Origin of the sequence: Xaviernesmea rhizosphaerae (assembly GCF_001938945.1) — a bacterium.
Lineage (GTDB): Bacteria > Pseudomonadota > Alphaproteobacteria > Rhizobiales > Rhizobiaceae > Xaviernesmea > Xaviernesmea rhizosphaerae.
In genome coordinates, this window is the sequence record NZ_MKIO01000020.1 from 37,641 (window position 1) to 60,144 (window position 22,504).

The 22,504-nt window shown below is 65.4% G+C and carries 15 protein-coding genes; 10 read left to right on the forward strand and 5 right to left on the reverse strand.

The features are described from left to right. Nucleotides 1–173 precede the first annotated feature (173 nt). The 3 genes from BJF92_RS03165 to BJF92_RS03175 all read right to left on the reverse strand — a co-directional run bounded on the left by BJF92_RS03165 (nt 174) and on the right by BJF92_RS03175 (nt 5,982). Nucleotides 174–3,308, reverse strand: a complete 3,135-nt coding sequence (locus BJF92_RS03165) for an efflux RND transporter permease subunit (protein WP_075633332.1) — start codon at nt 3,306–3,308, stop codon at nt 174–176. Continuing rightward, nucleotides 3,305–4,735, reverse strand: coding sequence for an efflux RND transporter periplasmic adaptor subunit (locus BJF92_RS03170; RefSeq protein ID WP_075633333.1), 1,431 nt, complete (start codon nt 4,733–4,735; stop codon nt 3,305–3,307). Before BJF92_RS03170 ends, BJF92_RS03165 begins: the two co-directional genes overlap by 4 nt. Before the next feature lie 452 nt (nt 4,736–5,187). Continuing rightward, on the reverse strand, nt 5,188–5,982 hold the full coding sequence (locus tag BJF92_RS03175) for an aldolase (protein ID WP_075633334.1): 795 nt from the start codon (nt 5,980–5,982) through the stop codon (nt 5,188–5,190). 642 nt (nt 5,983–6,624) lie between these two features. On the opposite strand from BJF92_RS03175, the gene BJF92_RS03180 reads away from it, so the two are divergent. The 6 genes from BJF92_RS03180 (at nt 6,625) to BJF92_RS03205 (ending at nt 13,048) form a co-directional block, all read left to right on the forward strand. Beyond that, nucleotides 6,625–8,289, forward strand: a complete 1,665-nt coding sequence (locus tag BJF92_RS03180; RefSeq protein ID WP_075633335.1) for a glycoside hydrolase family 13 protein — start codon at nt 6,625–6,627, stop codon at nt 8,287–8,289. A gap of 462 nt (nt 8,290–8,751) precedes the next feature. Beyond that, nucleotides 8,752–9,759 (forward strand): LacI family DNA-binding transcriptional regulator, encoded by a 1,008-nt coding sequence (locus BJF92_RS03185; RefSeq protein ID WP_075633336.1) that lies wholly within the window; start codon nt 8,752–8,754, stop codon nt 9,757–9,759. A gap of 344 nt (nt 9,760–10,103) precedes the next feature. Beyond that, on the forward strand, nt 10,104–10,865 hold the full coding sequence (gene minC, locus BJF92_RS03190) for a septum site-determining protein MinC (RefSeq protein ID WP_075633455.1): 762 nt from the start codon (nt 10,104–10,106) through the stop codon (nt 10,863–10,865). 29 nt (nt 10,866–10,894) lie between these two features. Next, entirely contained in the window at nt 10,895–11,719 is an 825-nt protein-coding gene (gene minD, locus BJF92_RS03195; RefSeq protein WP_075633337.1) for a septum site-determining protein MinD, read from the forward strand. Next, nucleotides 11,716–11,976, forward strand: coding sequence for a cell division topological specificity factor MinE (minE, locus tag BJF92_RS03200; protein WP_075633338.1), 261 nt, complete (start codon nt 11,716–11,718; stop codon nt 11,974–11,976). Before minD ends, minE begins: the two co-directional genes overlap by 4 nt. A 187-nt stretch (nt 11,977–12,163) precedes the next feature. Beyond that, nucleotides 12,164–13,048: an MBL fold metallo-hydrolase gene (locus BJF92_RS03205; RefSeq protein ID WP_075633339.1), complete on the forward strand. Its 885-nt coding sequence runs from the start codon at nt 12,164–12,166 to the stop codon at nt 13,046–13,048. Between the two features lie 25 nt (nt 13,049–13,073). Here the strand turns inward: BJF92_RS03205 and BJF92_RS03210 are convergent, their stop codons facing one another. Both BJF92_RS03210 and copC read right to left on the reverse strand, forming a co-directional pair. Then, nucleotides 13,074–14,018 carry a CopD family protein gene (locus BJF92_RS03210; protein WP_143523873.1) on the reverse strand — a complete coding sequence of 315 codons (945 nt, stop codon included), beginning with the start codon at nt 14,016–14,018 and terminating at the stop codon, nt 13,074–13,076. Further along, on the reverse strand, nt 14,015–14,416 hold the full coding sequence (copC, locus tag BJF92_RS03215) for a copper homeostasis periplasmic binding protein CopC (RefSeq protein ID WP_075633341.1): 402 nt from the start codon (nt 14,414–14,416) through the stop codon (nt 14,015–14,017). Before copC ends, BJF92_RS03210 begins: the two co-directional genes overlap by 4 nt. Nucleotides 14,417–15,061: 645 nt before the next feature. Between copC and BJF92_RS03220 the strand changes: the two genes are divergently transcribed. The 4 genes from BJF92_RS03220 to BJF92_RS03240 all read left to right on the forward strand — a co-directional run bounded on the left by BJF92_RS03220 (nt 15,062) and on the right by BJF92_RS03240 (nt 22,452). Beyond that, nucleotides 15,062–16,282 (forward strand): GGDEF domain-containing protein, encoded by a 1,221-nt coding sequence (locus BJF92_RS03220; RefSeq protein ID WP_158032179.1) that lies wholly within the window; start codon nt 15,062–15,064, stop codon nt 16,280–16,282. Between the two features lie 304 nt (nt 16,283–16,586). Next, nucleotides 16,587–16,733 (forward strand): DUF1127 domain-containing protein, encoded by a 147-nt coding sequence (locus BJF92_RS03225; RefSeq protein WP_075633343.1) that lies wholly within the window; start codon nt 16,587–16,589, stop codon nt 16,731–16,733. Between the two features lie 1,949 nt (nt 16,734–18,682). After that, complete coding sequence (gene lpxD / locus BJF92_RS03235; protein WP_075633345.1) at nt 18,683–19,693, forward strand: UDP-3-O-(3-hydroxymyristoyl)glucosamine N-acyltransferase; 1,011 nt, start codon at nt 18,683–18,685, stop codon at nt 19,691–19,693. A gap of 347 nt (nt 19,694–20,040) precedes the next feature. Further along, on the forward strand, nt 20,041–22,452 hold the full coding sequence (locus tag BJF92_RS03240) for an FG-GAP-like repeat-containing protein (protein ID WP_075633346.1): 2,412 nt from the start codon (nt 20,041–20,043) through the stop codon (nt 22,450–22,452). The last annotated feature ends 52 nt before the right edge of the window (nt 22,453–22,504 follow it).

Below are 22,504 nucleotides of genomic sequence, written 5' to 3' on the forward strand. Positions count from 1 at the left end.
CAGAGTAGAGCATCCGACCGACACGTGCGAACCGGTTTTCGCCGCGATGCGGCAGAGCCTTCGCGAGGGAGCCCGGCGCGAAGCGGCGTCCGCGCAGGGGCGCGCCGGCCGCAGCCGGGCGGAGGATTTCCCTCGCCGATGCGGCCGGCAAGGCTTTCAGCTTTGCTCCGTCCTCACTCCGCCGCCAGAGGCTGCGGCTCGTCATGCGCCGTCGGGGCGTCGTGGTGCTGCGCGGCCTTCTTGCGGCGGAAGAGCCGGGCGGGCAGGTGGGACAGGCGGTCCATCTCCACGAAGATGACAGGCGTGATGAACAGCGTCAGCGCCTGGGAGACCAGGAGGCCGCCGACGATGGCGACGCCCAGCGGCTGGCGCAGCTCGGAGCTGGCGCCCGAGCCCATCGCGATCGGCAGGGCGCCGAGCAGCGCGCAGAAGGTCGTCATCATGATCGGGCGGAAACGGCGCACGCAGGCCTCGTGGATCGCCTCGCCTGGCGTGGCGCCGACGCCGGAGCGCAGGGTTTCCAGCGCCACGTCGATCATCATGATCGCGTTCTTCTTGACGATGCCGATCAGCATCAGAAGGCCGATGATGGCGATGATCGACAGGTCGAAGCCCATGACCTTCAGCGCGATCAGCGCGCCGAGCGCGGCCGAGGGCAGGCCGGAGAGGATCGTCAGCGGGTGGACATAGCTTTCGTAGAGCACGCCCAGCACGACATAGATGGTCAGGACGGCCGCCAGGATGAGGATCGGCATGGAGCCCTGCGACTGCTGGAAGATCTGCGCCGAACCGCCATAGGAGGTGAAGACGTCGGCCGGCACGCCGATCTCGGTCTTGATCCGGTCGATGGCGGCCGTGGCATCGCCCAGCGAGACGCCATCGGGCAGGTTGAAGGAGACCGTGGTGGACACGAGCTGCCCGGTCTGGTTGATCGTCACGGGGCCGATGGTGCGGGTCACATGGGCGAAGTTGGACAGGGGCACCAGCGCGCCGCCGGCGGCGGGAACGCGGATGCGCGACAGCGAATTCTCGTCCCAGTCGCGGGCCGTGTCATATTCGACGATGACGTTGTAGCTGCTGCCGGTCGACTGGATCTGCGTCGGCGCATAGGTGCTGAAGGCCTGGCGCAGCGTGGTGCGCAGCGCGTCGGAGGAAATGCCGTAGGCGGCCATCTTCTCGTTGTCGACGGCGATGTCGGCCTGCAGCGCCTTGTTCTGCGCGTCGGAGACGAGGTCGGTGAAGCGGCCGTCGCGGCGCATGGCCTGCAGGATCTTGTCGGCCCACAGGTTTGTCTTGGCCGCGTCCAGCGCCTGGATGACGAGCTGATACTGGCTGGCGGTCTGGCGCCCGCCAAAGCGGATGTTCTGCTGCGGCGTGACATAGCCCTGGAGCCCGGGCACGCCGGCGATCGCCTTGCGCAGCTCGGTCACCGTCTGGTCGAGCGGCGGACGCTCCTCCTTCGGCTTCAGCTCCACGAACATGGTGCCGTTGTTGAGCGGCGAGCGGGCACTGCCGCCGGCAATCGACATGACATGGGCGACGGCCGGGTTCTGCCGCACGAGATCGGCCGCCTTGTTCTGCAGCTCCACCATGGCGGGGTAGGAAATATCCTGCCGGGCGCGGGTGGAAATGTTCAGCCGGCCGATATCCTCCGTCGGGAAGAAGCTCGTGGGCAGCACCATGAAGAGATAGACGGTGAGGCCGAGCGAGGCGAAGAAGGTGAGCATGACGAAGCCGCGATGGCGCAGGCACCAGGCCACCGAGGCGCCATAGCCGCGCGTGGTCGCGGCAAAGCCGGCATCGAACCAGCGGATGACGAGCGGCGGGCGCGTGTGCCCACCGGAAATGCGCGCGCCGAGCATCGGCGTCACCGTCAGCGAGACGATCACCGAGGCGATGATGGCGATGGAGACCACCATGCCGAATTCGTTGAAGACGCGGCCGATGACCCCGCCCATCAAAAGGATCGGCAGGAACACGGCGATCAGCGAGATCGACATGGAGATGATGGTGTAGCTGACTTCGGCCGAGCCCAGAAGCGCCGCCTCGCGCACCGGCATGCCGGCTTCCACATGGCGCAGGATGTTTTCCAGCATGACGATGGCGTCGTCCACCACCAGGCCGACGGCGAGCGTCAGCCCGAGCAGGGAGATGTTGTCGATGCTGTAGCCCAGCACATACATCGCCCCGAAGGTGGCCACCAGCGACAGCGGCACGGCAAGGCCGGGAATGATCGTGGCGGTCAAGTGGCCGGTGAAGAGATAGATGACGAGGATCACGAGGCCGATCGTCAGGATCAGCGTGAACTTCACGTCGGAGATTGCCTCGCGGATCGGCACCGAGCTGTCGTTCATCACGAAGGTCTCGACCGAGGCCGGCATCACCGCATGCAGCGCCGGAAGCTTGGCGCGGATGGCGTCCACCACCTCGACCGTGTTGGCGCCGGGCTGGCGCTGGATGGCGAGCAGGATGGCGCGGTTGCCGTCATACCAGCTGCCGGTCTTGTCGTTGGCGACGCTGTCTTCCACATTCGCCACATCGCTCAGGTGCACCGGCGCGCCGTTGGGCGTGGCGATGACGAGCGAGCGGAACTGGGCGGCATCGGTGCGCTGGGTGTTGGCGTTGATCGTCAGGCTCTGCTGGTCGGTCTGGAGCGCTCCCACCGGCAGCTGGCTGTTGGCCGCCTGCACCGCCTTGTTGACGGTGTCGATGCTCAAGCCCCGCGTGAGCAGCTTGTCCGGGTCCACCTCGATCCTGACGGCATAGGTCTGCGCGCCATAGACGGTGACCTCGGCCACGCCGGGCAGGGTGGAGAGCGAGGGCGAGATGATGTTTTCGGCGATATCGTCCAGTTTGCTGCGCGGCATGGTATCGCTGCGCACGGCCAGCAGCATGACCGGCGCATCGGCCGGGTTGGTCTTGCGGTAGCTCGGCGGCGTGGTCATGTTGGCTGGCAATTGCCGGTTGGCAAAGGACATGGCCGCCTGCACATCGGCCGCCGCCGCATCGATGTTGCGGTTCAGGTCGAACTGCAGGACGATGTTGGTGTTGCCGAGCGAGTTGGTGGCGCTGATCTCGCTGACGCCGGGAATGGTCTGGAACTGCTTGATCAGGGGCGTGGCGACCGAGGTCGCCATGGTCTGGGGCGCTGCGCCCGTCAGCGAGGCGGAGACGCTGATGGTCGGAAAGTCCACCTTGGGCAGGGCGGCGACCGGCAGAAGATTATAGCCGGCGAGACCGGCGAGCAGCACGCCGATCGCCAAAAGCGTGGTGGCGACCGGCCGCTCGATACAGAAGCGCGGGATCATCGGGCAAGCTCCACGGAGGCGTTGCGCGGGGTGGCGGGCAGGGGCTCGGCGGAGGCGAGGTCGAGCTGCTTGTCGTTGAAGCTCTCCTTCACCTGCTGGCCCTGATAGAGCTGGGCCTGACCTTCGGTGACCACATGATCGCCGGGCGCGAGGCCGGCGATGATCGAGGTGAAATCGCCATTGACGCGGCCGACGGTGACGGGCGCGACCACGACCTTGCCGTCGCGGATGACATAGGCGATCGATCCGTCCGGCCCGGGGCCGACGGCCACGGTCGGCACGATCACCTCGGGATCGTCATTCTTCAGATGCACCACGAGATTGACCGCCTGGCCCGGCCAGATCCCGCCGGCGGCATTGTCGAAACGGGCCTTGACCAGGATGGTGCCCGAAGCCGGATCGACCGCATTGTCGAAGAAGGAGATCGTGCCGCTGCGCACCGGCGCCTTGAGGCTGACGGGAACCGTCGTCACGCCCACCGGCTCCTTTGCCAGGGCGAGACGCAGCTGCCTGAGCGCGCGCTCGTCCAGATGAAAGCCGACATAGATGGGATCGAACTTGGCGATCTTGACGATCGAGGCGCCGGAGGAGAGGTAGGCGCCGGGGCTGACCAGCACCTCGCCGAGGCGGCCGTCGAAGGGCGCGCGGATCTCGGTATGTTCGAGCAGCACCTGATCGGCCGAGCGTGTGGCCTTGTCGGCCTCCACGGTGGCGGCCGCCGTGTCGCGCGCCGCCTGGGCCTGGTCCAGCGATTGCTGCGTGCCGGCCTTGGCGTTGAAGAGATCATGGGCGCGGCGCAGCGCCGTCTCCGTCTCTTCCAGCGTGGCGCTGTCGCGCAGGATCGCGGCATTGTCCTTGGCCACGGCGGCGCGCGCCAGCCGGTCGTCGAGCTTGGCGATGAGGTCGCCGGCCTTCACGGTCTGGCCGTCGCTGGCGAGAATCTCGGTCACGATGCCCTGCTCGCGCGCGGCGAGCGTCGTCGTCTGGTCGGCCGTCGCCAGCCCCGTCGCCGGAATATCGAGCGGCAGAACGCCCGTCTGCGCCGCAACGGTGAGGACCGCCGCCGGCCCGGTGCTGCCGCGTCGGCCACCGCCCTTGCCTGATCCGCCCTGGCCCGATCCGCCCTGGCCCGAATCGCCTTGACCCGATGCGCCGGCCTGCGCCGTCGGATCCTTGGCGCCGCTCTGGTCCCCACTCTTGTCCGCAGCCTTGTCGCCGTGGTGATGCTTGCCGCCGCCGCCGCCGCTGTCTCCCTCAGCCGATGCCGTCTGCGGCGCGGCCGGCGGAAGCAGGGCTTTCAGGCCGGGAATTTCAAAGGGCAGCTGCGCCTGCAGCCGGCTGGCTGCGGCGGGCAGCTCGGCGCGCCATGTCCAGGCGCCGGCGCCGATCACGGCAATGAAGGCGACAGTGATCCAGAGCTTCTTCATGCAGAGTCCTCATGCGGCGGCAGGAACGAAGGGCTTGACGTTAGCAACAACGCGTTGCCGCCCGGTTTCAGGGAGGTTTCCCGGGCGGCTTCCGGTGCATGAGTACAGCCTGAATTGCGGCACTAAAAAGACACAATTCTCCCGCCAGCCCTGCTTAAGGCCTTCTTTTGGCTTAAATTTCTGTAATGTAGCCGCGGCGTTCCCGCGCGCGCCCGGCGCGCTTGCGCGATTTCCCGCCAAAAAATGAGGCGGCGCCTGAACTTAGAGGAGCGGCGAATGCTGCGCTGCGGTAGCCTCGTCAGGTAGAGGGTCCTTGCACCCTTTTCGCGCGCTTGCGGCAGGGCTTGCAAGCTCTGAAGGAAACGGATGGCGCGAAGGCCGGCCCCACGCGCACGCGCTGCCCGTGCCGGAGGCTGAAACAGACAAGCCTGAGCCGACCGGGCCCGAAACGGTCAGCTCTTGTAGTCCGGCTCGTCCCGGTCGAGCCGGCGCTTGATGGCTTCCAGATGAAGCCGGGCGGATTCGGGATCGCCCTCGCGCATCTGGCGATAGGCGGCCTCGGCAATGGCGGGATCGACGGGCAGGACCTCGCGGCCGGTCGAGAGCGCCAGCGTCTGGACCTGCGCAGCCCGCTCCAGATAATAGAGATCGTCCCAGGCCTCGGCGATGGTGGGCGCGAGCACCATCACGCCGTGATGCTTCATGAAGACGATGTCGGCATCGCCCACGGCGGCGGCGATGCGGTCGCCCTCGCGCTCGTCCAGCGCCAGGCCGTTATAGTTGCGGTCGACGGCGGTACGACCGTAGAATTTCAGCGCGGTCTGGCCGGCGAAGATCAGCGGCTCGCCTTCCGTCATCGACAGCGCCGTGGCATAGGGCATATGCGTATGGAAGGCGGCCCTGGCGCGCGGCACCTGCGCATGCAGCCGCGCATGAATATAGAAGGCCGTGGCTTCTGGCTGGCCGCTGCCGGACACCACATGGCCGTGGAAATCGCAGATCAGGAGATGCGAGGCGGTCAGCTCGCTGAAGGCATAGCCATAGGGATTGACGATGAACAGGTCGTCATAGCCCGGCACCACGGCGGAGAAGTGGTTGCAGATGCCCTCTTCCAGCCCACGGCGGGCGGCCATGCGGAAGCAGGCGGCCAGATCCACCCGCGCCTGCCAGATCTCCGCCCGCTCCAGATCCGGCTGGTTGGCGCCATTGCCTGTTGCGGTCGATCCCGAGGTCATCGCATGGGCCATGAAATTGTCTCCTGAAAGCGCTAAACCGGGAAAAAGGGCGGGCAGGCCGCGCCTTCCCTCTTGCCCGCATACAGGGAGGATGTCCAGCCATCCCCTCCGTCCGGGATGCACAGGGTGCGAAGGCGCGCGCGGCGGGAGGGCGTGAAAAGGGGGGCGCAGACGATCCCCTGGCCGTAGCCATGGTGGATTTATCGATTCTAATCGATGAATGAGCAGCTTCGCAATCCTAGATCAGTGCTGTAACAGGCTGATGTCGTTCGGCGGGATGGAACCGGCCTGAACAGGCGTTCTCCTGGCCCATGAAGGCCTTATACGGGCATGCACGCCGCGTTGCAGGCGTTTGCGAGGGTTTGAGCGTCCGCGAGAGCTGGCGGCGCTCTTTGCGGAAGGAAGCCGCGCCGTCCTCCGCCCTCTTCTAAAAAACCCGCCATGGCCGCTTTCGGGGTCTTGCATCCTAGAGATCATCGAATAGTATCGATGGCGGATTTGCCTCGCTCGGGGCGGAGCGCGCGGGAAGAGGTGCGCGTCTGCCCGGGCATGTCGCTCTGTTTGATCCTCAGCCGGCGCCCTGACGCGCCCTGCCGGCGCGCGCCCCGCACACGCTCATGAAACCCCGCACACACGCATGAAAAAGGATGCCCGATGCCGCAGACCGCTGCACCCGACCTGAACATGTCGCCCGCCCAGTCTTCCCCCGGCTGGTGGCGCAAGGCGGTGATCTACCAGATCTATCCGCGCTCCTTCGCCGACGGCAATGGCGACGGCATCGGCGACCTGCCGGGCATCACCGCCAAGCTGCCTGAGTTGGCGGCGCTCGGCGTGGATGCCATCTGGCTCTCGCCCTTCTATCCGTCGCCGCAGAAGGATGCCGGCTACGACGTGGCCGATTATGTCGATGTCGAGCCGATGTTCGGCACGCTGGCCGATTTCGACGCCATGCGCGAGGCGGCCCATGGGCTGGGCATGCGCGTCATCGTCGATATCGTGCCCAACCATTCCTCCTCCGCCCATCGCTGGTTCCGGGAGGCGCTGGCCGCGCCGGAAGGCAGCCCGGAGCGTGCGCGCTACCTCTTCCGCGATGGCCGCGGGCCGAATGGCGACCTGCCGCCCAACAATTGGAAATCCGTCTTCGGCGGCCCGGCCTGGACCCGCATCACCAATGCCGACGGCACGCCCGGCCAGTGGTATCTGCATCTGTTCGACAGCAGCCAGCCGGATTTCGATTGGTCGAACCGCTGGGTGCACGACCAGTTCCTCGACGTGCTGCGCTTCTGGCTGGAGCGCGGCGTCGATGGCTTCCGCGTGGATGTCGCCCATGGCCTGATCAAGGATCCCGACCTGCCGGATTTCGACGCCACCAACGCCGATGCCTTCACCGTTACCCCCTACTGGGGCCTGGAAACGGTGCACGAGGTCTATCGCGAATGGCGCAAGCTGCTCGAAAGCTACGGGCCGGACCGCATTCTCTGCGCCGAGGCCTGGGTGGCGCCGCTCAAGCGCCTCAGCGACTGGGTGCGCCCGGACGAGATGCATCAGGCCTTCAATTTCGAATTCCTCACCTCCGCCTGGTCGCCGGTGGCGCTGAAGCAGGTGATCGACGAGTCGATCGAGGCCTTCCAGGCCGTCGGCTCCGCCAGCACCTGGGTTCTGTCGAACCATGACGTGATCCGCCATGCCTCGCGCCTCGGCTTCGCGCCCGATTCCAAGGTTGTGCACAGCGACGGCCTCGGCCCCAACTCGCCCGATTTCCCCGATCCGGTGCTGGGCCTGAAGCGCGCGCGTGCCGCCACCGCGCTGATGCTGGCGCTGCCCGGCTGCGCCTATCTCTACCAGGGCGAGGAGCTCGGCCTGCCCGAGGTGATCGACATCCCGGACGCGCTGCGCCAGGATCCGACCTTCATCCGCACCAAGGGCGAGCGCTATGGCCGCGACGGCTGCCGCGTGCCGCTGCCCTGGGCCGCGGACAAGGCCTTCTACGGCTTCGGCGGTGGCAGCTGGCTGCCGCAGCCGGCCGTCTTCGGCGAGCTGGCGCGCGACCGCCAGGAAGGCGACCCGGCCTCCACCTTGTCGTTCTACAAGACGCTCCTGGCCGAGCGCGCCAAGCGCGATCTCGGCGGCGGCACGCTCTACTGGGTCGAGACCGGCTCGGAAGAGGTGGTGGGCTTTACCGTGGGCGGCGTCCAGGTGCTGTGCAATTTCAGCGCGGAACCGGTGGCGCTGCCCGCTGGCGCGGTTATCCTCTCCAGCGCGCCGCTTATCGACGGCAAGCTGCCGGCCGACGCCACGGTCTGGCTGGAGCAGCAGTAAGTCCTGCCGACAGGATCAGATCGCCGGGCGCGCCTGGAAGGGAGCGCCCGGCATCGTAGCGCCGGACCGAAAGCTTGTTTCAGGACTTGGAAAGAATCCGGTGCAGAAAGAACAGTCTAGAGAATCGGTCTGCCTTGATTCACAGGACGCGACGCACTGATTTGCGACCCTGGCTGGCCCCCTCATCCGACCCTTCGGGCCACCTTCTCCCCGCTGGGGAGAAGAGACGTGCGGCATCGCCTCGTCCTGCCTCCACCCAAAGAAAATGCGGTTTATGCATTTTTCCAGGGTTTTAGATGGGGACGCCGTGCTGTCGTCTGGGTCTCTTCTCCCCAGCGGGGAGAAGGTGCCGGCAGGCGGATGAGGGGGTGCCACGGTGCACAACACCTGTGTTTGCGCACGTGCGTATGATTTTCGGTCCCATGCTCTAGGACGGGGCCAGGCACCTGACAAGGAGCGGCGATGACGGAGGGTAAGCGCGGCGGCAGCGCCTCGATGAGCGATGTCGCGCGGCTTGCCGGCGTGTCGCAGAGCACGGTCTCCTATGTCATCAACGGCACGCGGCCGATCTCGGAGGAAACGCGCCGGCTGGTGGAAGAGGCGATCCGCGTTCTGGATTACACGCCGAACGCCGCCGCCCGCTCGCTGCGCAGCGCCCGCAGCCAGACGCTGGTGCTCTCCCTGCCTTCCGTGCCCCGCAGGCCGGATGTTGGCATGGGCGTCTATGTCGTTGCGATCGCCGAGGCTGCGGCCGCGCGGGGCTACCAGCTTTTGCTGCGCACGCAAGCCGCCGACCGGGCGGACGAGCTCGTCCGCCTCGTCACGGGCCGGCAGGCCGACGCCGTGCTTCTGCTGCAGGTGATGGCGCAGGATCCGCGTGTGCGCCTGCTCGACAAGGCCGGCATTCCCGCCATCGCCATTGGCGAGCCTTCCGAACCCTCGCGTCTGCGCTTCGTCGATTACGACTTTGCCGGCGCGGTCGATCTCGCCGCCGCCACGCTGGCCCGCGCTGGCCACCGCGCCGCGCTGTTCATCGGCCCCGGCGAGGAGGAGGTGGAGGCCGGCTATCTCTATGCCAGTCGCGTCGGCGGCGCGCTGGCGCCCGCGGCCCTGCGCCATGCCGTTCGCTTCGAGGCCATGTCCGCCCCCCGCGATCGGGCGGAGGAGGAACGGCGCATTGTCGGCCTGCTGGCCGAACATGCCGATATCACGGCGCTGGTCTGCATGGCGCTGCCGAGCTTCGAGCGCGCCCGCCGCCTGTTTCTCTCGGCCCGCCCCGGCGTCGATCCGACCGATGCCGTCATCGCCTTCGGCACGCTGGGCACGCCGGATACGCCCGGCGCCGACGCGACGCGCATCGAGCATCCCGTCGATGCCATCGCCGAGAATGCCATCCGTCTGGCCGAGGATGCGCTGGGCGAAGGCACCGCTCCCTCGCTGAAGCTCCTGCCCTTTCTCCGCCACGCCTGAACGACCCTCACGCGCCCGACGACCCCAGGCGCCAACGAACCCGGGCGCCGGTGGCAGGACCCCGACCGTGATTCCCCCGCTGAGGGCATGCCGCAGCTGCGAAGCCGTGCCGCTGCCGCCTGCGTGATGAAGCCGTGCCTTACCGGTGCACATCCTCGAAAAAGCGCGCGCCTGTCTTCCAGCGATCAATCGTTTCAATGATTTAAGCGCGCCTGCCTGTTTGCCGTCGGGTGCCGCACCGCGAGAGGCAATAAGGCAACGCCAGCCTCACGCAAGCGCCAGGGTTAAAACTTCCTTAACAGTCCGGCTTGGTTAAGGCCGGTTCAACCCCTTTTTTCATGAAGATGGTCACAGTGCTAACAGATGCTCGCTCCATCCGGATCAAGGGCCGCTCCTTCCTGGCGGTCGTCCTGTCCCCGGACCTGCCTCTCGATCATTGGCTGACGCGGCTTGACGATCTGGCCGCGCGCTCTGCCGGCTTCTTCTTCGGCCGTCCCGTCGTTCTGGACGTGACCGATCTGCCGATCAACCGCGACGAGCTCAAGGGTCTGGTGACCGCGCTTGCCGAGCGCAATGTCTCGATCATGGGCATCGAGGGCGCGCGGCCCTCGCTGATCGGCCCCGGCATGCCGCCGGCGCTGAAAGGCGGTCGCCCGGCCTCCGATGTCGAGGTCGCCAATGCCGCGCCCTCCATCGAGGTGCGCAGCGCCGCGGCCGAGACCGCGGAGCCGGAAGAGCCGGCCATGGTCGAGGTGTCGGGCGAGGTGCGCTCGACGCCGCAATCGCTGATCATCCGCGAGCCGGTGCGCTCGGGCCAGTCGGTGATCTTCACCGAGGGCGACGTGACCGTGATCGGTTCGGTCGCCTCCGGCGCCGAAATCATTGCCGGCGGTTCGGTGCATATTTACGGCACGCTGCGCGGCCGGGCCATGGCGGGCGCCATCGGCAATGCCTCCGCGCAGATCTTCTGCCGCAAGCTCGAAGCCGAGCTGCTGGCGATCGACGGCGTCTACAAGATGGCGGACGACATGGCGCCTGGCCTGCGCGGCCAGGCCGTCCAGCTCTGGCTGGATGGCGATGCGATCATGGCGGAAAAACTAAGCTGAGCCGGACCGGCCAAGAACAGGAGAGCAAGATGGGTAAGGTCATCGTCGTTACCTCAGGAAAAGGCGGCGTCGGCAAGACGACCTCCACGGCTGCGCTCGGGGCTGCGCTGGCACAGCGCGGCGAGCGCGTCGCCGTCGTGGATTTCGATGTCGGCCTGCGCAATCTGGACCTCGTCATGGGCGCCGAGCGCCGCGTGGTCTATGATCTCGTCAACGTCATCCAGGGCGATGCCAAGCTGCCGCAGGCGCTGATCCGCGACAAGCGCGTGGAAACCCTGTTCCTGCTGCCGGCCTCGCAGACCCGCGACAAGGACAATCTCACGCCCGAAGGCGTGGAGCGGGTGATCGGCGAGCTCAAGGAACATTTCGACTGGATCATCTGCGACAGCCCCGCCGGCATCGAGCGCGGCGCGACGCTGGCCATGCGCCATGCCGATGTCGCCGTTGTCGTCACCAATCCGGAAGTCTCCTCGGTGCGCGATTCCGACCGCATCATCGGCCTTCTGGACTCCAAGACGGTGAAGGCGGAAAGCGGCGAGCGGATGGAAAAGCACCTGCTGCTGACCCGCTTCGACCAGGCCCGCGCCGAGCGCGGCGACATGCTCAAGGTCGAGGACGTTCTGGAAATCCTGTCGATCCCGCTGCTCGGCATTATCCCCGAGAGCATGGACGTGCTGCGCGCTTCCAACCTCGGCGCCCCGGTTACCGTTGCCGACAGCCGCTCGGCCCCGGCCATGGCCTATTTCGAAGCCGCTCGCCGGCTGGCCGGCGAAACGCTGCCGGTGACCGTGCCCGGCGAGAAGCGTGCCAGCGGCGGCCTGCTCAGCAAGATCTTCTCGCGGAGGGCTGCATGAGCATTTTCCGACTGTTCAGAAAGCAGAGTTCCGCGCCGGTGGCGCGCGAGCGGCTGCAGCTGCTGCTGGCGCATGAGCGGGTTTCCACCGGCTCCGATCTCGTCCAGCTGCTGCGCGAGGAGATCCTCGCCGTCATCGCCAAGCATGTCGAGCTCGACAATGAGCGCGTGCAGGTGAAGATGGACCGGACCGAAAACGTCTCGATCCTCGAGATCGACGTGGAAATCCCGCGCGATGCGGTCAAGCAGGCGGCCTGACCGTCCCAAGACTTTGGCCTGATCCAGGGCGCCCTCCATCAGCTCCGCGACACGGGGCGAGGATGGAGGGCGCTTTTCGTTTCCTGGCGACGGTTTACGCCTGTCTGCCCCGCATTGCGTCAGCGCTAGCTGGAACCTTCGACGCTTTTCCTGGTTCGTGTCCCATGCGCGTTCACAGGAGCACTCCATGGCCCAGCAACTGGCGTTGACCGATGCCGATCTCGCCCCGACGGAGCGCGGCTCTGACGGTCTCCAGTCCTTCGCGCCGGATCTGGCCTTCCGCACCTTCTCCATCGTCAATGTCGTGTTCTTCGGCCGCCCCCAATCCGGCGAGGACTGGGTGCTGATCGACACCGGCCTGCCGACCTCGGCCAATGCGATCCGCACCGCGGCCGAGCATCGTTTCGGCCCGGATCGGCCGCCAGCCGCCATCATCATGACGCATGCCCATTTCGACCATGCCGGCTCTGTCGAGCGGCTGGCGGAGGAATGGGATGCGCCCGTCTACGCTCATCCCTTGGAAATGCCCTATCTGCAGGGGCAGGCCGCCTATCCGCCGGCCGATCCGCTGGTGGGCGGCGGCATGATGGCGCTGCTCTCGCCGCTGTTTCCGCGCTCCCCCGTCAATGTCGGCGAGCGGCTTCATATGCTGCCGATCGACCACAGCGTGCCTGGCATGCCCGGCTGGCGCTGGCTGCACACGCCGGGCCATGCGCCCGGCCATATCTCGCTGTTTCGCGAGGCTGACCGCACGCTGATCGCCGGCGATGCCGTGGTCACCGCCGCGCAGGAATCCGTTTATGCCGTGATGACGCAGCGGGCGGAAATGCACGGGCCGCCGGCCTATTTCACGCCGAACTGGATCGAGGCGGAGGAGGCCGTGCGGCAATTGGCGGCGCTGGAGCCGGAGACGATCATCACGGGCCATGGCCTGCCGGTGCGCGGGGCCGGTGCCCGTGCCAGGCTGCACGAACTGGCCGAGAATTTCCGCGCCGTCGCCGTTCCGCAAGGGGCGAGCTACGACCTCAACCCGGCGGTGCCGGGCAAGAGCGACAACGACGCCTATCGCTGAACCCTTGTCAGCGATGACAGCAATGTCAGGATGGATCCATCGTGCCGAAGGCGGCGACCAGCGCCAGCACCAGGGCTGAAAGCCCGATCTCAGCCAGCGTGCCGAGCATGAGCGCCCGCCCGGCAGGCGGGCTGGCAGCCAGACGCGGCACGAGAGCATAGCGGTTGACGAGCGCCAGCGTCACCATGAGGGCGACCAGCGTCGCCTTCAGCGCCAACAGCCGGCCATAAGGCGAGGTCCAGAGGCCGGCCACGAGCTTCATCAGGCCGTCGGGGCCGGCTTCCGCCCCCATCCCGTTGCCCGATCCCGCGCCGAGAATGAGCCAGGCATTGATCAGCCCGGTGATCAGCACCAGCGCCACGGCAATGTGTCCCATGGTGGAGAAATTCAGGAGCGCCGCCTGCGCCGCCGGTCGGCTTTCGCCCTCGCGCAGGCGCGGGAGGATAAGGAGGACGGGCAGCAGCGCGCCGGCCCAGGCGCCTGCGGACAGAAGATGCAGCGCATCATTGGCCCGATGCGCCAGGCCTGTCAGCGTCAGCCCCAGCATGGCGGCATGGCCGCCGAGCGGCAGCGTGATGAGGAACAGCGCGGCCAGCGGCGCGATCAATGCCGGGCGGCGCGGGCGCATGAGCGCGCCGGCGGCGAGAAGCGTCGCGGCCAGCATCTGTACCTGCCAGGCAAACCCGATCGCGGTTTCCCACAAGAGGGCCGAAAGCAGCGGGAGCGACAGCGCCGCTTCGCCACCCTCCGCCAGAAGCGAAGCGCGCAGGGGCAGGCTGGCGAGCAGCATCAGCCAGAGCAAAAGCGCTGACAGGCGGGTGATGCCGGCAAGCCGGCCGGCGATCGCGCCGCGCAGCGGCTCGCCCACGAAGGCGGCGAGATAGGCCGTTGTACCCCAGAGAAACAGGCCTGCGGCATAGACCAGCGCCCGCGTGACGATCAGCGCGGCCTCGGCCTCCGCCAATGTCACGGCGCCACGGTGAAGTGCAGCGTCCCCCGGGTCTTGTGGCCATCGACCGAGAGAACATGCCAGTCGACCTGATAGGCGCCGGGCGCCAGCGGCGCCGTCAGCGGCACGGTCAGGCTCTTGCCGTCGGGGCCGAGCCTTGCCGCGCCTGTTGTCATCGCGCCCTTGCCCTCGGCCGTCAGCGTGATGCCGCTCAGCGCCAGCGAGAGCGCCTCGGAGAAGGTGAGCGTGATCGCCTCGGGCGAGGTCGTGACGCTTGCCTTGTCGGCCGGACTGGCCGCCTGCAGATGCGCATGGGCAAGGGCAGGGGCTGCGCCAAGTGGCGCGACCGCCGCGGACAGCGTCAGGGCGATCAAGGCGATGAAGGGCCTTGAAAAAGCGGATCGGGGTGTTGAACGCATGGTGTTTCCGGCTTTCTGATCTTGCAGGCCCGATTGTCTTTCGGGCTTAGCCTGTCTTTCGGGCTTGAACTGTCCCTGCGGTTTTGACCCTGTCGGATAAGGTCTGGCAGTGACTTCGGGTCCGTCGTCGCGCGCTTTGCCAAGGCCTTGCCGCCGCTCGGGCTTTCGCCCCTAAGACAGAAGGGTGTTTTGCCATACACGTCTTATACCAAGTGACGATGATAGGAATCCTGTCGGTCCCTATCGTCGTCACTTGGTCTTACAGGGCCATGATGCGCCCTGTCCACGGGTCGTGCTGTCGCAGGCCGGGCGGGGACGCGGTGTCATCGGCCGCTTAGGGAAATCTTAAGACTTGGCCCGGAAAACGCGTCCTGTGCCGGTTGCCGCATGCATTATCACCACCTTCCTTTATCTTTCATTCTTCTAAAATTGTTTTGATCGGAAAGAAGGGGCTAACTATTTTCCCAGGAACAGACGCGGCGTTCATGGCTTTCAGGCTGTTTCGGCCCTAAGCTTTCCCGACTTTCGAGCATCGAACTGAAAACCATACACGGTTTGATGCTCAAGGTTTTGTTTTTACATTGGTTTTTTGCCCGCAAGCCGGGTCCCGCTTTTCAGTTCGATGCTCCAGGACGGATGGACATTATGCAGGCCAGTCTCTCGACACTCTATGCGATCGGCGTCGGCACGCTGACGATGGCCGTGATCATGACTGTCTGGGAGCAGCGCTTCCATCCCGCGCGCAGCCGGGCGCTGCGCTTCTGGGCGGCCGGCTATGCCATCCTGCTGATCGGTATTCTGATCCTGATCGCGCGCGACAGCATGCCGCGCGTGCTGGGCTATGGCGTTGCCAACCTGTTCATCGTCACCGGCTATGCTCTGGTCGCCGCGGGCTCGCTGCCCTTTGCCGGCTGGTTCATGCCGCGCCGTCTGGCGCTGGCGGCCATTCCGGCCGCGCCGCTCTGGCTTACCGTCGGGCCGCTTCTGCCGACGCCGATCTGGCACGCGATCAGCGGGCTGTTCATCGCCAGCATCTGCGTGATCGTCGCCATTGCCTTCCTGCGGCCGCGACTGCCGATCTCCGGCCGGGCCGACCGGCTGGTGGCGATCGTTTTCGCCATGCATGCGGCGGTCTATCTTCTGCGGGTCCCGCTGGTGCCGCTCGTGAGCTGGCTTGGCAATCAGCCGGCGCTGGATCTGCTGGCCTTGTCGACCATGTTTGAAGGCGTGCTCTTCTCCATGGCCGCGCCGATGGCGCTTCTGTCGCTGGCGCGCGAGGAAAGCCGGGCGCAGCTGCAGCGCGTGTCGGAGACGGACTTCCTGACCGGCCTGGACAATCGCCGCGCCTTTTTCGGGAAGGCAGAGACCGTGCGCGGCGCGCGCGCGCAGCTCGTGCTGTTCGATCTCGATCATTTCAAGTCCATCAATGACCGCTATGGCCATGATGCCGGCGACGAGGTGCTGCGCATCTTCGCCCGCGCCGTGCGCGGGCAACTCGGCCCCAAGGATCTCATTGCCCGGCTGGGCGGCGAGGAATTCGCCGCACTGATGCCGGATGCCACCAGCGAGGAGGCGCTGGCCAGGCTGGAGGCGGTGGCCCGGCGCCTGCGGCTGGATGTGCGCAGCCAGACCGCGCTGCAGCAGGATGTGACCTTCAGCGCCGGACTGCTTACCGTGACCGGCTCCACCAGCATGACCGCCGCGCTGAGCGGCGCCGACCGCCTGCTCTACCGCGCCAAGGCCAATGGCCGCAACCGCGTGGAGCGGCCTCATCCGCTGTTCGACGCGCTGGGCGACAGGCTCCGCGCGCAGCCCGAGGCCATAAGCGAGACGGCCGCAAACCGCCCCGGCAAGGCCGTCGCCTGAACCCTCAGCCCGAACCAACGGCCCGTACCGTCGGCAAGACGGTGTTGTGGGTTCCTCTTGAGGGACGCGCCAATCCATGCGCTGGGCGCAAGGGTGCCTTGAGGCATGAGCGCTGGTTTTCGACGGTTTAAAACGATTATATTGCGGTCATCGAACAGGCCGGACGGCAAGACGCCTCGGCGGGCATGAAGCTCGCGGGGCAGGCTTCCCACAGAGGGAGGCAGCCGTTGCGGTCGATGACGGGGCCGCGAACGGCTCCACCCCCGGGAGCCGGAAGGCCGGTTCCCCACCACAGGAGACCGCCATGAACCTCACCCGCTCTTTCTCCGCCTGGCGCGAATATCGTCAGACCGTCACCGAACTCGGCCGCATGAGCAACCGCGAGCTGAACGACCTCGGCATCGCCCGCTCCGACATCCGCTCGGTCGCCCGCGCCGCCGTCAAGCGCTAAGCGCTAAGCGCTTCGCCGCGGGCCTGGAGGCTGCAGCGCTTTTCGGGTCGATGCAGTCGCGAACGCCGGGCTTTCCAGCGCATGACGGCCCGGCGCGAAATCCTCAGCGCTGTCCGAGCGCAAGGATGAAAAACAGACCTGCGCCGGTCTGTTCCCGCGCCGATGCCGAGCCGGACACCGGCCAGCCCATCTTGCTGGAATCGAGCGGGCCTGGGATCGAGAGGGATTGTCATTCTTGATCTTCTCGGCGGATTTGCGAGTGCGTGGCGAGTTTTCACAGGAATCCGGTTTGATCGCTTCGCGATATCCGCAGCTTCCCGGCAGACGCGCAAACTCCTCGTTTCGTCATGCTCGGGCTTGTCCCGAGCATCTGCAAATGCCTGCTATCTCGACAAAACACCGATCACGGCAGATCCTCGGCATAAGCCCGACGATGACGTCACGCATGATGGTCATCTGTGCCGGAAATCTTAAAATTCGGACGTGATCTTTCGGATCTCGTATCAGACGTGCTTCCCGCGTTCAGTCGCCTCTTGTCGACCGTCACGATCGCGAGACCGGTGGCCACTTTTGCACGGTACGTGGTCGCCGCAGGATCGGCCTGAATAAGGCCGGACGATCGCCCTCCCGCGAGCCGCGGCACCGATCGCACGACGGTTCAGGCCCGATCGCCACCGAACGCGCCCTCCCATAGAGTTTCCGGATCCAGCAGAGTCGCCCGCGATCAAGGACGGCGTGTTTCATCGAAACGCGGTCTGGGTTGAGGCTGCACCCCTGCCGGACCACAACGCAAATAGCTGTTTTCATTCGCCAACCGCTTCACTGCACGCGCCGCGTCGCAAAGGATGCCCTCTCTTGTGCGAGCTGCGCGCCTTGCGCATGGCAGCGCTGCGGAGAAGGCCCTAGCTCGGCGGCATCGGGCGAATTAATTTAACTCCATCGAAAGCGCCTATCCTCCTCCCAAGGCGCTTCGGTCTGTCGATGATCTCACTCCTCCTCCCAGAGATCGTCGGCCCCAAGAACGGCGGCGCTCCTCCTCCCAGCCAGCCGTTCACCTTTAGAGAAAGCCTGCCGCTCCTCCTCCCGCGGCAGGCTTTTTCGTTTTTGGCGGTTGCTGGCCCCTCAAGGCCGCATGCGGCGGCTGTGAGACGCAGAAGGACAGGGCGCAACGCATCAGCCCGCGATGTCGGCCTTCCACTGCGCGCGGCGCGATCGTCTTCCGCACAAGCTTTCGATGAGGGTGAGCTTCACCTCTCCCGTCCTGTCAGGCCTTGACCCGAAGCTCCATCTATCCCGCGCTTGTACGAAATCCGCTTGATCGCTTCGCGATGTCGGGAGCGTCTTGGGAGAGGCGCAAAGCCCTCGTTTCGTGAGGCTCGGGCTTGTCCCGAGCATCTGCAACAGCATGATATCCTTCCGAATCCCTGACCTGGCAGATCCTCGGCTCAAGGCCTGACAGGACGGAGAGCGGAGGTTAGCCCGCATCGGAGCCTTTTGCGTGACATGCTGTGGCACCGGATCTTCCGAAAACCGGCTCTGCCTTTTCGCTGCCATGCATTGGACGCGGAATAGCCCGGCGGCGGTTGGCTCATGGGCTGCGTCATCGTCTATCGCGGCGCGCTTCGGCCTGCTATAGGCTGAGCGCAGCGCGCCCGCGGGGACTGCCTCACAGGCTGAGCGGCGGGTGCGAGAGCGCGGCTTCCTGCATGAATGATAAGAGGTTGTCCTATTATCATTCATGAATTTTCGGGCAAGGAAGAGCGGGCCGGCTATCCGGCCGGGGAGGGAGCGCGGGCGTGTCGATTTCCCGCGCAATTTACCTTTCCTGCTTTTCAACCCGTTCTTGCTGTTTTCCTGACGCGGCCAAGGCAGTATGTCATGGTCTCGTGAAAGGTGCATGGGCTGCCCGGTCGGGACAGGCCATGGTCTCGTCCGGAGTGTGAGTGCCCATGGCGGATCCCAGGTTTTTCGAATGCGCAGGCCCGTTTGAGCTCGCGGAGGTCGCCGCGCGTGCCGGCGGAACGCTGGTGGGTGAGGCGGACCGGCTGATCGATGACGTGGCGCCCTTGCAGACCGCCGGTCCGCGCGAGGTGAGCTTTCTCGACAATAGCCGCTATTTGCCGCAGCTCGGCCAGTCGCAGGCCGGCGCCATTATTGTCCATCTCGCCCATGCCGATAGCGTGCCGCCGGGCACGGCGGCGATCGTCGCCAAGGATCCCTATATCGCCTGGGCTCAGGTCTGCGCGCTGTTTCATCCCCAGCCCGGCGCCCGCGCCTCCATTCACCCCACCGCCGTGATCGATCCGGAGGCTGAGGTCGATCCCAGTTGCGAGATCGGCGCCCATGTGGTGGTGGAGCGCCGGGCGCGCCTTGCCGCCGGCTGCGTCCTCGGCGCGGGCAGTGTCATCGGCCAGGCGGTGGAGATCGGCGAGAACAGCCGGATCGGCGCCAATTGCGTCGTCAGCCATGCCGTGCTCGGCGCGCGCGTGCGCTTGTTTCCCGGCGTGAAGATCGGCCAGGACGGCTTCGGCTTCGCGCCGGCCGCCGCCGGCTATGTCAGCGTGCCGCAGCTTGGCCGCGTCATTCTCGGCGATGATGTCCATGTCGGCGCCAACACGACGATCGACCGGGGCTCCGCCCGCGACACGGTGATCGGCACGGGCACGCGCATCGATAATCTGGTGCAGATCGGCCATAATGTCGTGCTCGGCCGCCAATGCATCGTCGTGGCCCAGGTCGGCATCGCCGGCTCCACCACGGTGGGCGACTATACCCGCATCGGCGGCCAGGCGGCGCTTGCCGGCCATATCGAGGTGGGCCGCGGCGTGCAGATCGGCGCGCAGGCCGGCGTTATTTCCGATGTCGAGCCCGGCGCCGTGCTGCTCGGCAGCCCGGCCCAGCCCAAGCGCGACTTCTTCCGCCAGATCGCCTTCCTCAAGCGGATGGCGCCGCGGCGGTAGGGAGGGCCGCGGCTGCGGGAGCTTTGCGCGTCGTCGGAACAAGAAGGTTTTCTTGAGGGCGGCTATGGCATCAGCAGGGAATGCTTCAAGAGCGAAAGCCGCGGCGTTTTTCAGCGCTCGGGAGGCGTTTCCTGATGGGCGCCGCGTGGTTGTCACTCGATCAATACATCCAAATCGCATTGAAAAGCTTGATCTGCAATCATGTGCCGCATCGCTAAAACGCGCTCTGCGCGCATTTTTTTGGTTAACCTCAGCTTTACCGCGCAGTCTGCCACGTGTTAAAGAGGATGCTGAATTGCAGGATCGCGTTATCGACTCCAGAGAGTCAAGTAAAACCGGGGGCAAGCATGGCAGGACAGAAATATGTATTTTCTGCAGAAGATCTTGCCTACGGGCGAGAGCTGTGGATAACGGATGGCACCTCTACCGGCACAGTTAAGCTTTTCGATATAAATCCGGGCGGGTATGACTCGGATCCATATGAATTTACCAGATTGAATAGCAAGAATGTTATTTTTTCAGCCTATAATAAACTCGTCGGAGACCGGCAGCTTTATATAACTGACGGCACCGAGTCAGGAACGCATGTTATTTCTGGGGCAAGTTCATATTATCGGCCATCTCATATTTTCGCAATTGATAATGGCAAAGCGTTATTTGTTGCAAGCGATGCCAACGGATACGAGCTGTGGATCACAGATGGTTCATCAGAGGGGACGAAGCTTTTAAAAGATATTAATCCGGGATACAGGGGGTCTGGTGCGTGGGATTTCACATCCATCGGAAATGGAAAATATATATTCAGCGCATATACCGATTCCGCTGGTCAAGAACTTTGGGTAACAGATGGCACATCGGCGGGGACGCAAATCGTAAAAGACATACGGGTGGGATCCTATGACTCCGATCCTCAGGATATAACATCTCTCGGAAACGGTAGGGTAATATTCTCAGCCTATAATTCGACTTACGGACAGGAAATGTGGGTGTCTGACGGCACGACCGATGGAACTTTTGTCATCGATATAGCCGGCGGATCTTCTTATTCAGACGCTGGCGGATTCAGAGCTATCGGCAATGGAAAGGCCATATTTCAAGCTAATGACGGCTCTGGCAATGGAAATGAGCTCTGGATAACCGATGGGACAGCATCAGGGACCATGATGCTGAAAAACCTGAATCCTAGTGGCTCTTCCTATCCTTACTATTTTTCTCCTCTCGGGAATGGCAAGTTTCTCTTTTCCGCTTATGATAGTGCCAATGGACGTGAGCTGTGGATCACCGACGGTACGTCCACAGGGACGGCGTTCGTCAAGGATCTATATCTAGGAAGCGGTGGCTCAGATCCTAAAAATTTCACCGCGCTTGGCAATGGCAAGGCCGTGTTTACTGCCACCGACAGCGCCGGTAAGACGAAGCTCTGGGTTACCGATGGTACATATTCAGGGACTTTCTCTCTCGATGGGGTCAATCCTGCTATATCCATCGATCATCTGACTGCGATAAGCGGGAACAAGGCTTTCTTTGCGGCAACGTCCACGTCCGGCACGGCTGGGCAGGAATTGTGGATTACCGACGGCACGGCCGCGGGAACCTATCAGGTTGCCGATATCTTTCCATTCACGAGGTCGCAAACGGGCTCAGATCCCTCCGGCTTCACGGCGATCGGCTCTCCCGCCGGCGGCCCGGGCGACGACCAGCTCACCGGCGGCGTCGGCCTCGACCTGATTGCCGGCGGCACCGGCCACGACACCGTCAACTACGCCCTTGACCGCTCGCAATATGTCGTCACCCAGACCGGGGCGCTCACCACCGTGCGGGCGCTCACCGGCTCCGAAGGCACCGATTATCTCACCGGCGTCGAGACCCTGCACTTCGCCAACCGCGAGATAAGCACGCTGGGCCTCTCCGGCGATTTCAACGGCGACGGCCGGGCCGACATCCTGCTGCAGAGCCAGACCAATCTCGCCACCTGGACGATGAATGGCGCCAGCCTTGCCGGCGGCGGGCTCCTGCCGGGGCTTTCGGATGGCTGGTCGGCGATCGCCGCCGGCGATGCCAACCGCGATGCCCGTTCCGATCTCCTCCTGCAGAAGGACCAGCAGCTGGCGCTGTGGCAGATGAACGGCACCCAGGTAACCGGCGGCGGGGTGATCGGCACGCTGGGCGATGGCTGGGTGGTGGCGGCGATGAGCGACCTCAGCGGCGATGGCCGGGCCGATATCCTGCTGCAGAATGACCGCCAGCTGGCGCTGTGGCAGATGAACGGCACGCAAATTGTCGGCGGCGGCCTGCTCTCGTCCATCCTCGGCGATGGCTGGCAGCTGGCGGGCACGGCGGATCTCGACGGCGACGGCCGCAGCGACCTGGTGCTGCAGAACGGCCAGAGCCTGGCCGTCTGGCTGATGAACGGACCCCAGCTGATCGGCGGCGGCTTTGCCGGCACGCTGGCGGCCGGCTGGTCGATCATCGGCACGGGCGACCTCAATGGCGACGGCAAGGCGGATCTGGTGCTGCAGAGCGGCCAGAATCTGGCGGTCTGGCAGATGAACGGGGCGCAGATTGCCGGCGGCGGGCTGATCGGTGCCATGGGCTCGGGCTGGCATGTCGCGGGCCTTGGCGACGTCAATGGCGACGGCAAGACCGACATCGAGCTGCAGAACGGGCAGCAGCTGGCGGTCTGGCAGATGAACGGCACCCAGATCGCCGGCGGCGGCCTGGTCAATGCCACCCTCGCCGCCGGCTGGGAGCTGGTGTGAAGGGGGCGCATGCCTCTGATACGGTTTCCGGCTGATCGCTTCGCGACCCGGA

Excerpts from the sequence above, each read along its gene's own strand:
- BJF92_RS03165 (WP_075633332.1), bottom strand. The coding sequence starts at position 3,308 with ATGATCCCGCGCTTCTGTATCGAGCGGCCGGTCGCCACCACGCTTTTG.
- BJF92_RS03170 (WP_075633333.1), bottom strand. The coding sequence starts at position 4,735 with ATGAAGAAGCTCTGGATCACTGTCGCCTTCATTGCCGTGATCGGCGCC.
- BJF92_RS03175 (WP_075633334.1), bottom strand. The coding sequence starts at position 5,982 with ATGGCCCATGCGATGACCTCGGGATCGACCGCAACAGGCAATGGCGCC.
- BJF92_RS03180 (WP_075633335.1), top strand. The coding sequence starts at position 6,625 with ATGCCGCAGACCGCTGCACCCGACCTGAACATGTCGCCCGCCCAGTCT.
- BJF92_RS03185 (WP_075633336.1), top strand. The coding sequence starts at position 8,752 with ATGACGGAGGGTAAGCGCGGCGGCAGCGCCTCGATGAGCGATGTCGCG.
- minC (WP_075633455.1), top strand. The coding sequence starts at position 10,104 with ATGGTCACAGTGCTAACAGATGCTCGCTCCATCCGGATCAAGGGCCGC.
- minD (WP_075633337.1), top strand. The coding sequence starts at position 10,895 with ATGGGTAAGGTCATCGTCGTTACCTCAGGAAAAGGCGGCGTCGGCAAG.
- minE (WP_075633338.1), top strand. The coding sequence starts at position 11,716 with ATGAGCATTTTCCGACTGTTCAGAAAGCAGAGTTCCGCGCCGGTGGCG.
- BJF92_RS03205 (WP_075633339.1), top strand. The coding sequence starts at position 12,164 with ATGGCCCAGCAACTGGCGTTGACCGATGCCGATCTCGCCCCGACGGAG.
- copC (WP_075633341.1), bottom strand. The coding sequence starts at position 14,416 with ATGCGTTCAACACCCCGATCCGCTTTTTCAAGGCCCTTCATCGCCTTG.
- BJF92_RS03220 (WP_158032179.1), top strand. The coding sequence starts at position 15,062 with ATGCAGGCCAGTCTCTCGACACTCTATGCGATCGGCGTCGGCACGCTG.
- BJF92_RS03225 (WP_075633343.1), top strand. The coding sequence starts at position 16,587 with ATGAACCTCACCCGCTCTTTCTCCGCCTGGCGCGAATATCGTCAGACC.
- lpxD (WP_075633345.1), top strand. The coding sequence starts at position 18,683 with ATGGCGGATCCCAGGTTTTTCGAATGCGCAGGCCCGTTTGAGCTCGCG.
- BJF92_RS03240 (WP_075633346.1), top strand. The coding sequence starts at position 20,041 with ATGGCAGGACAGAAATATGTATTTTCTGCAGAAGATCTTGCCTACGGG.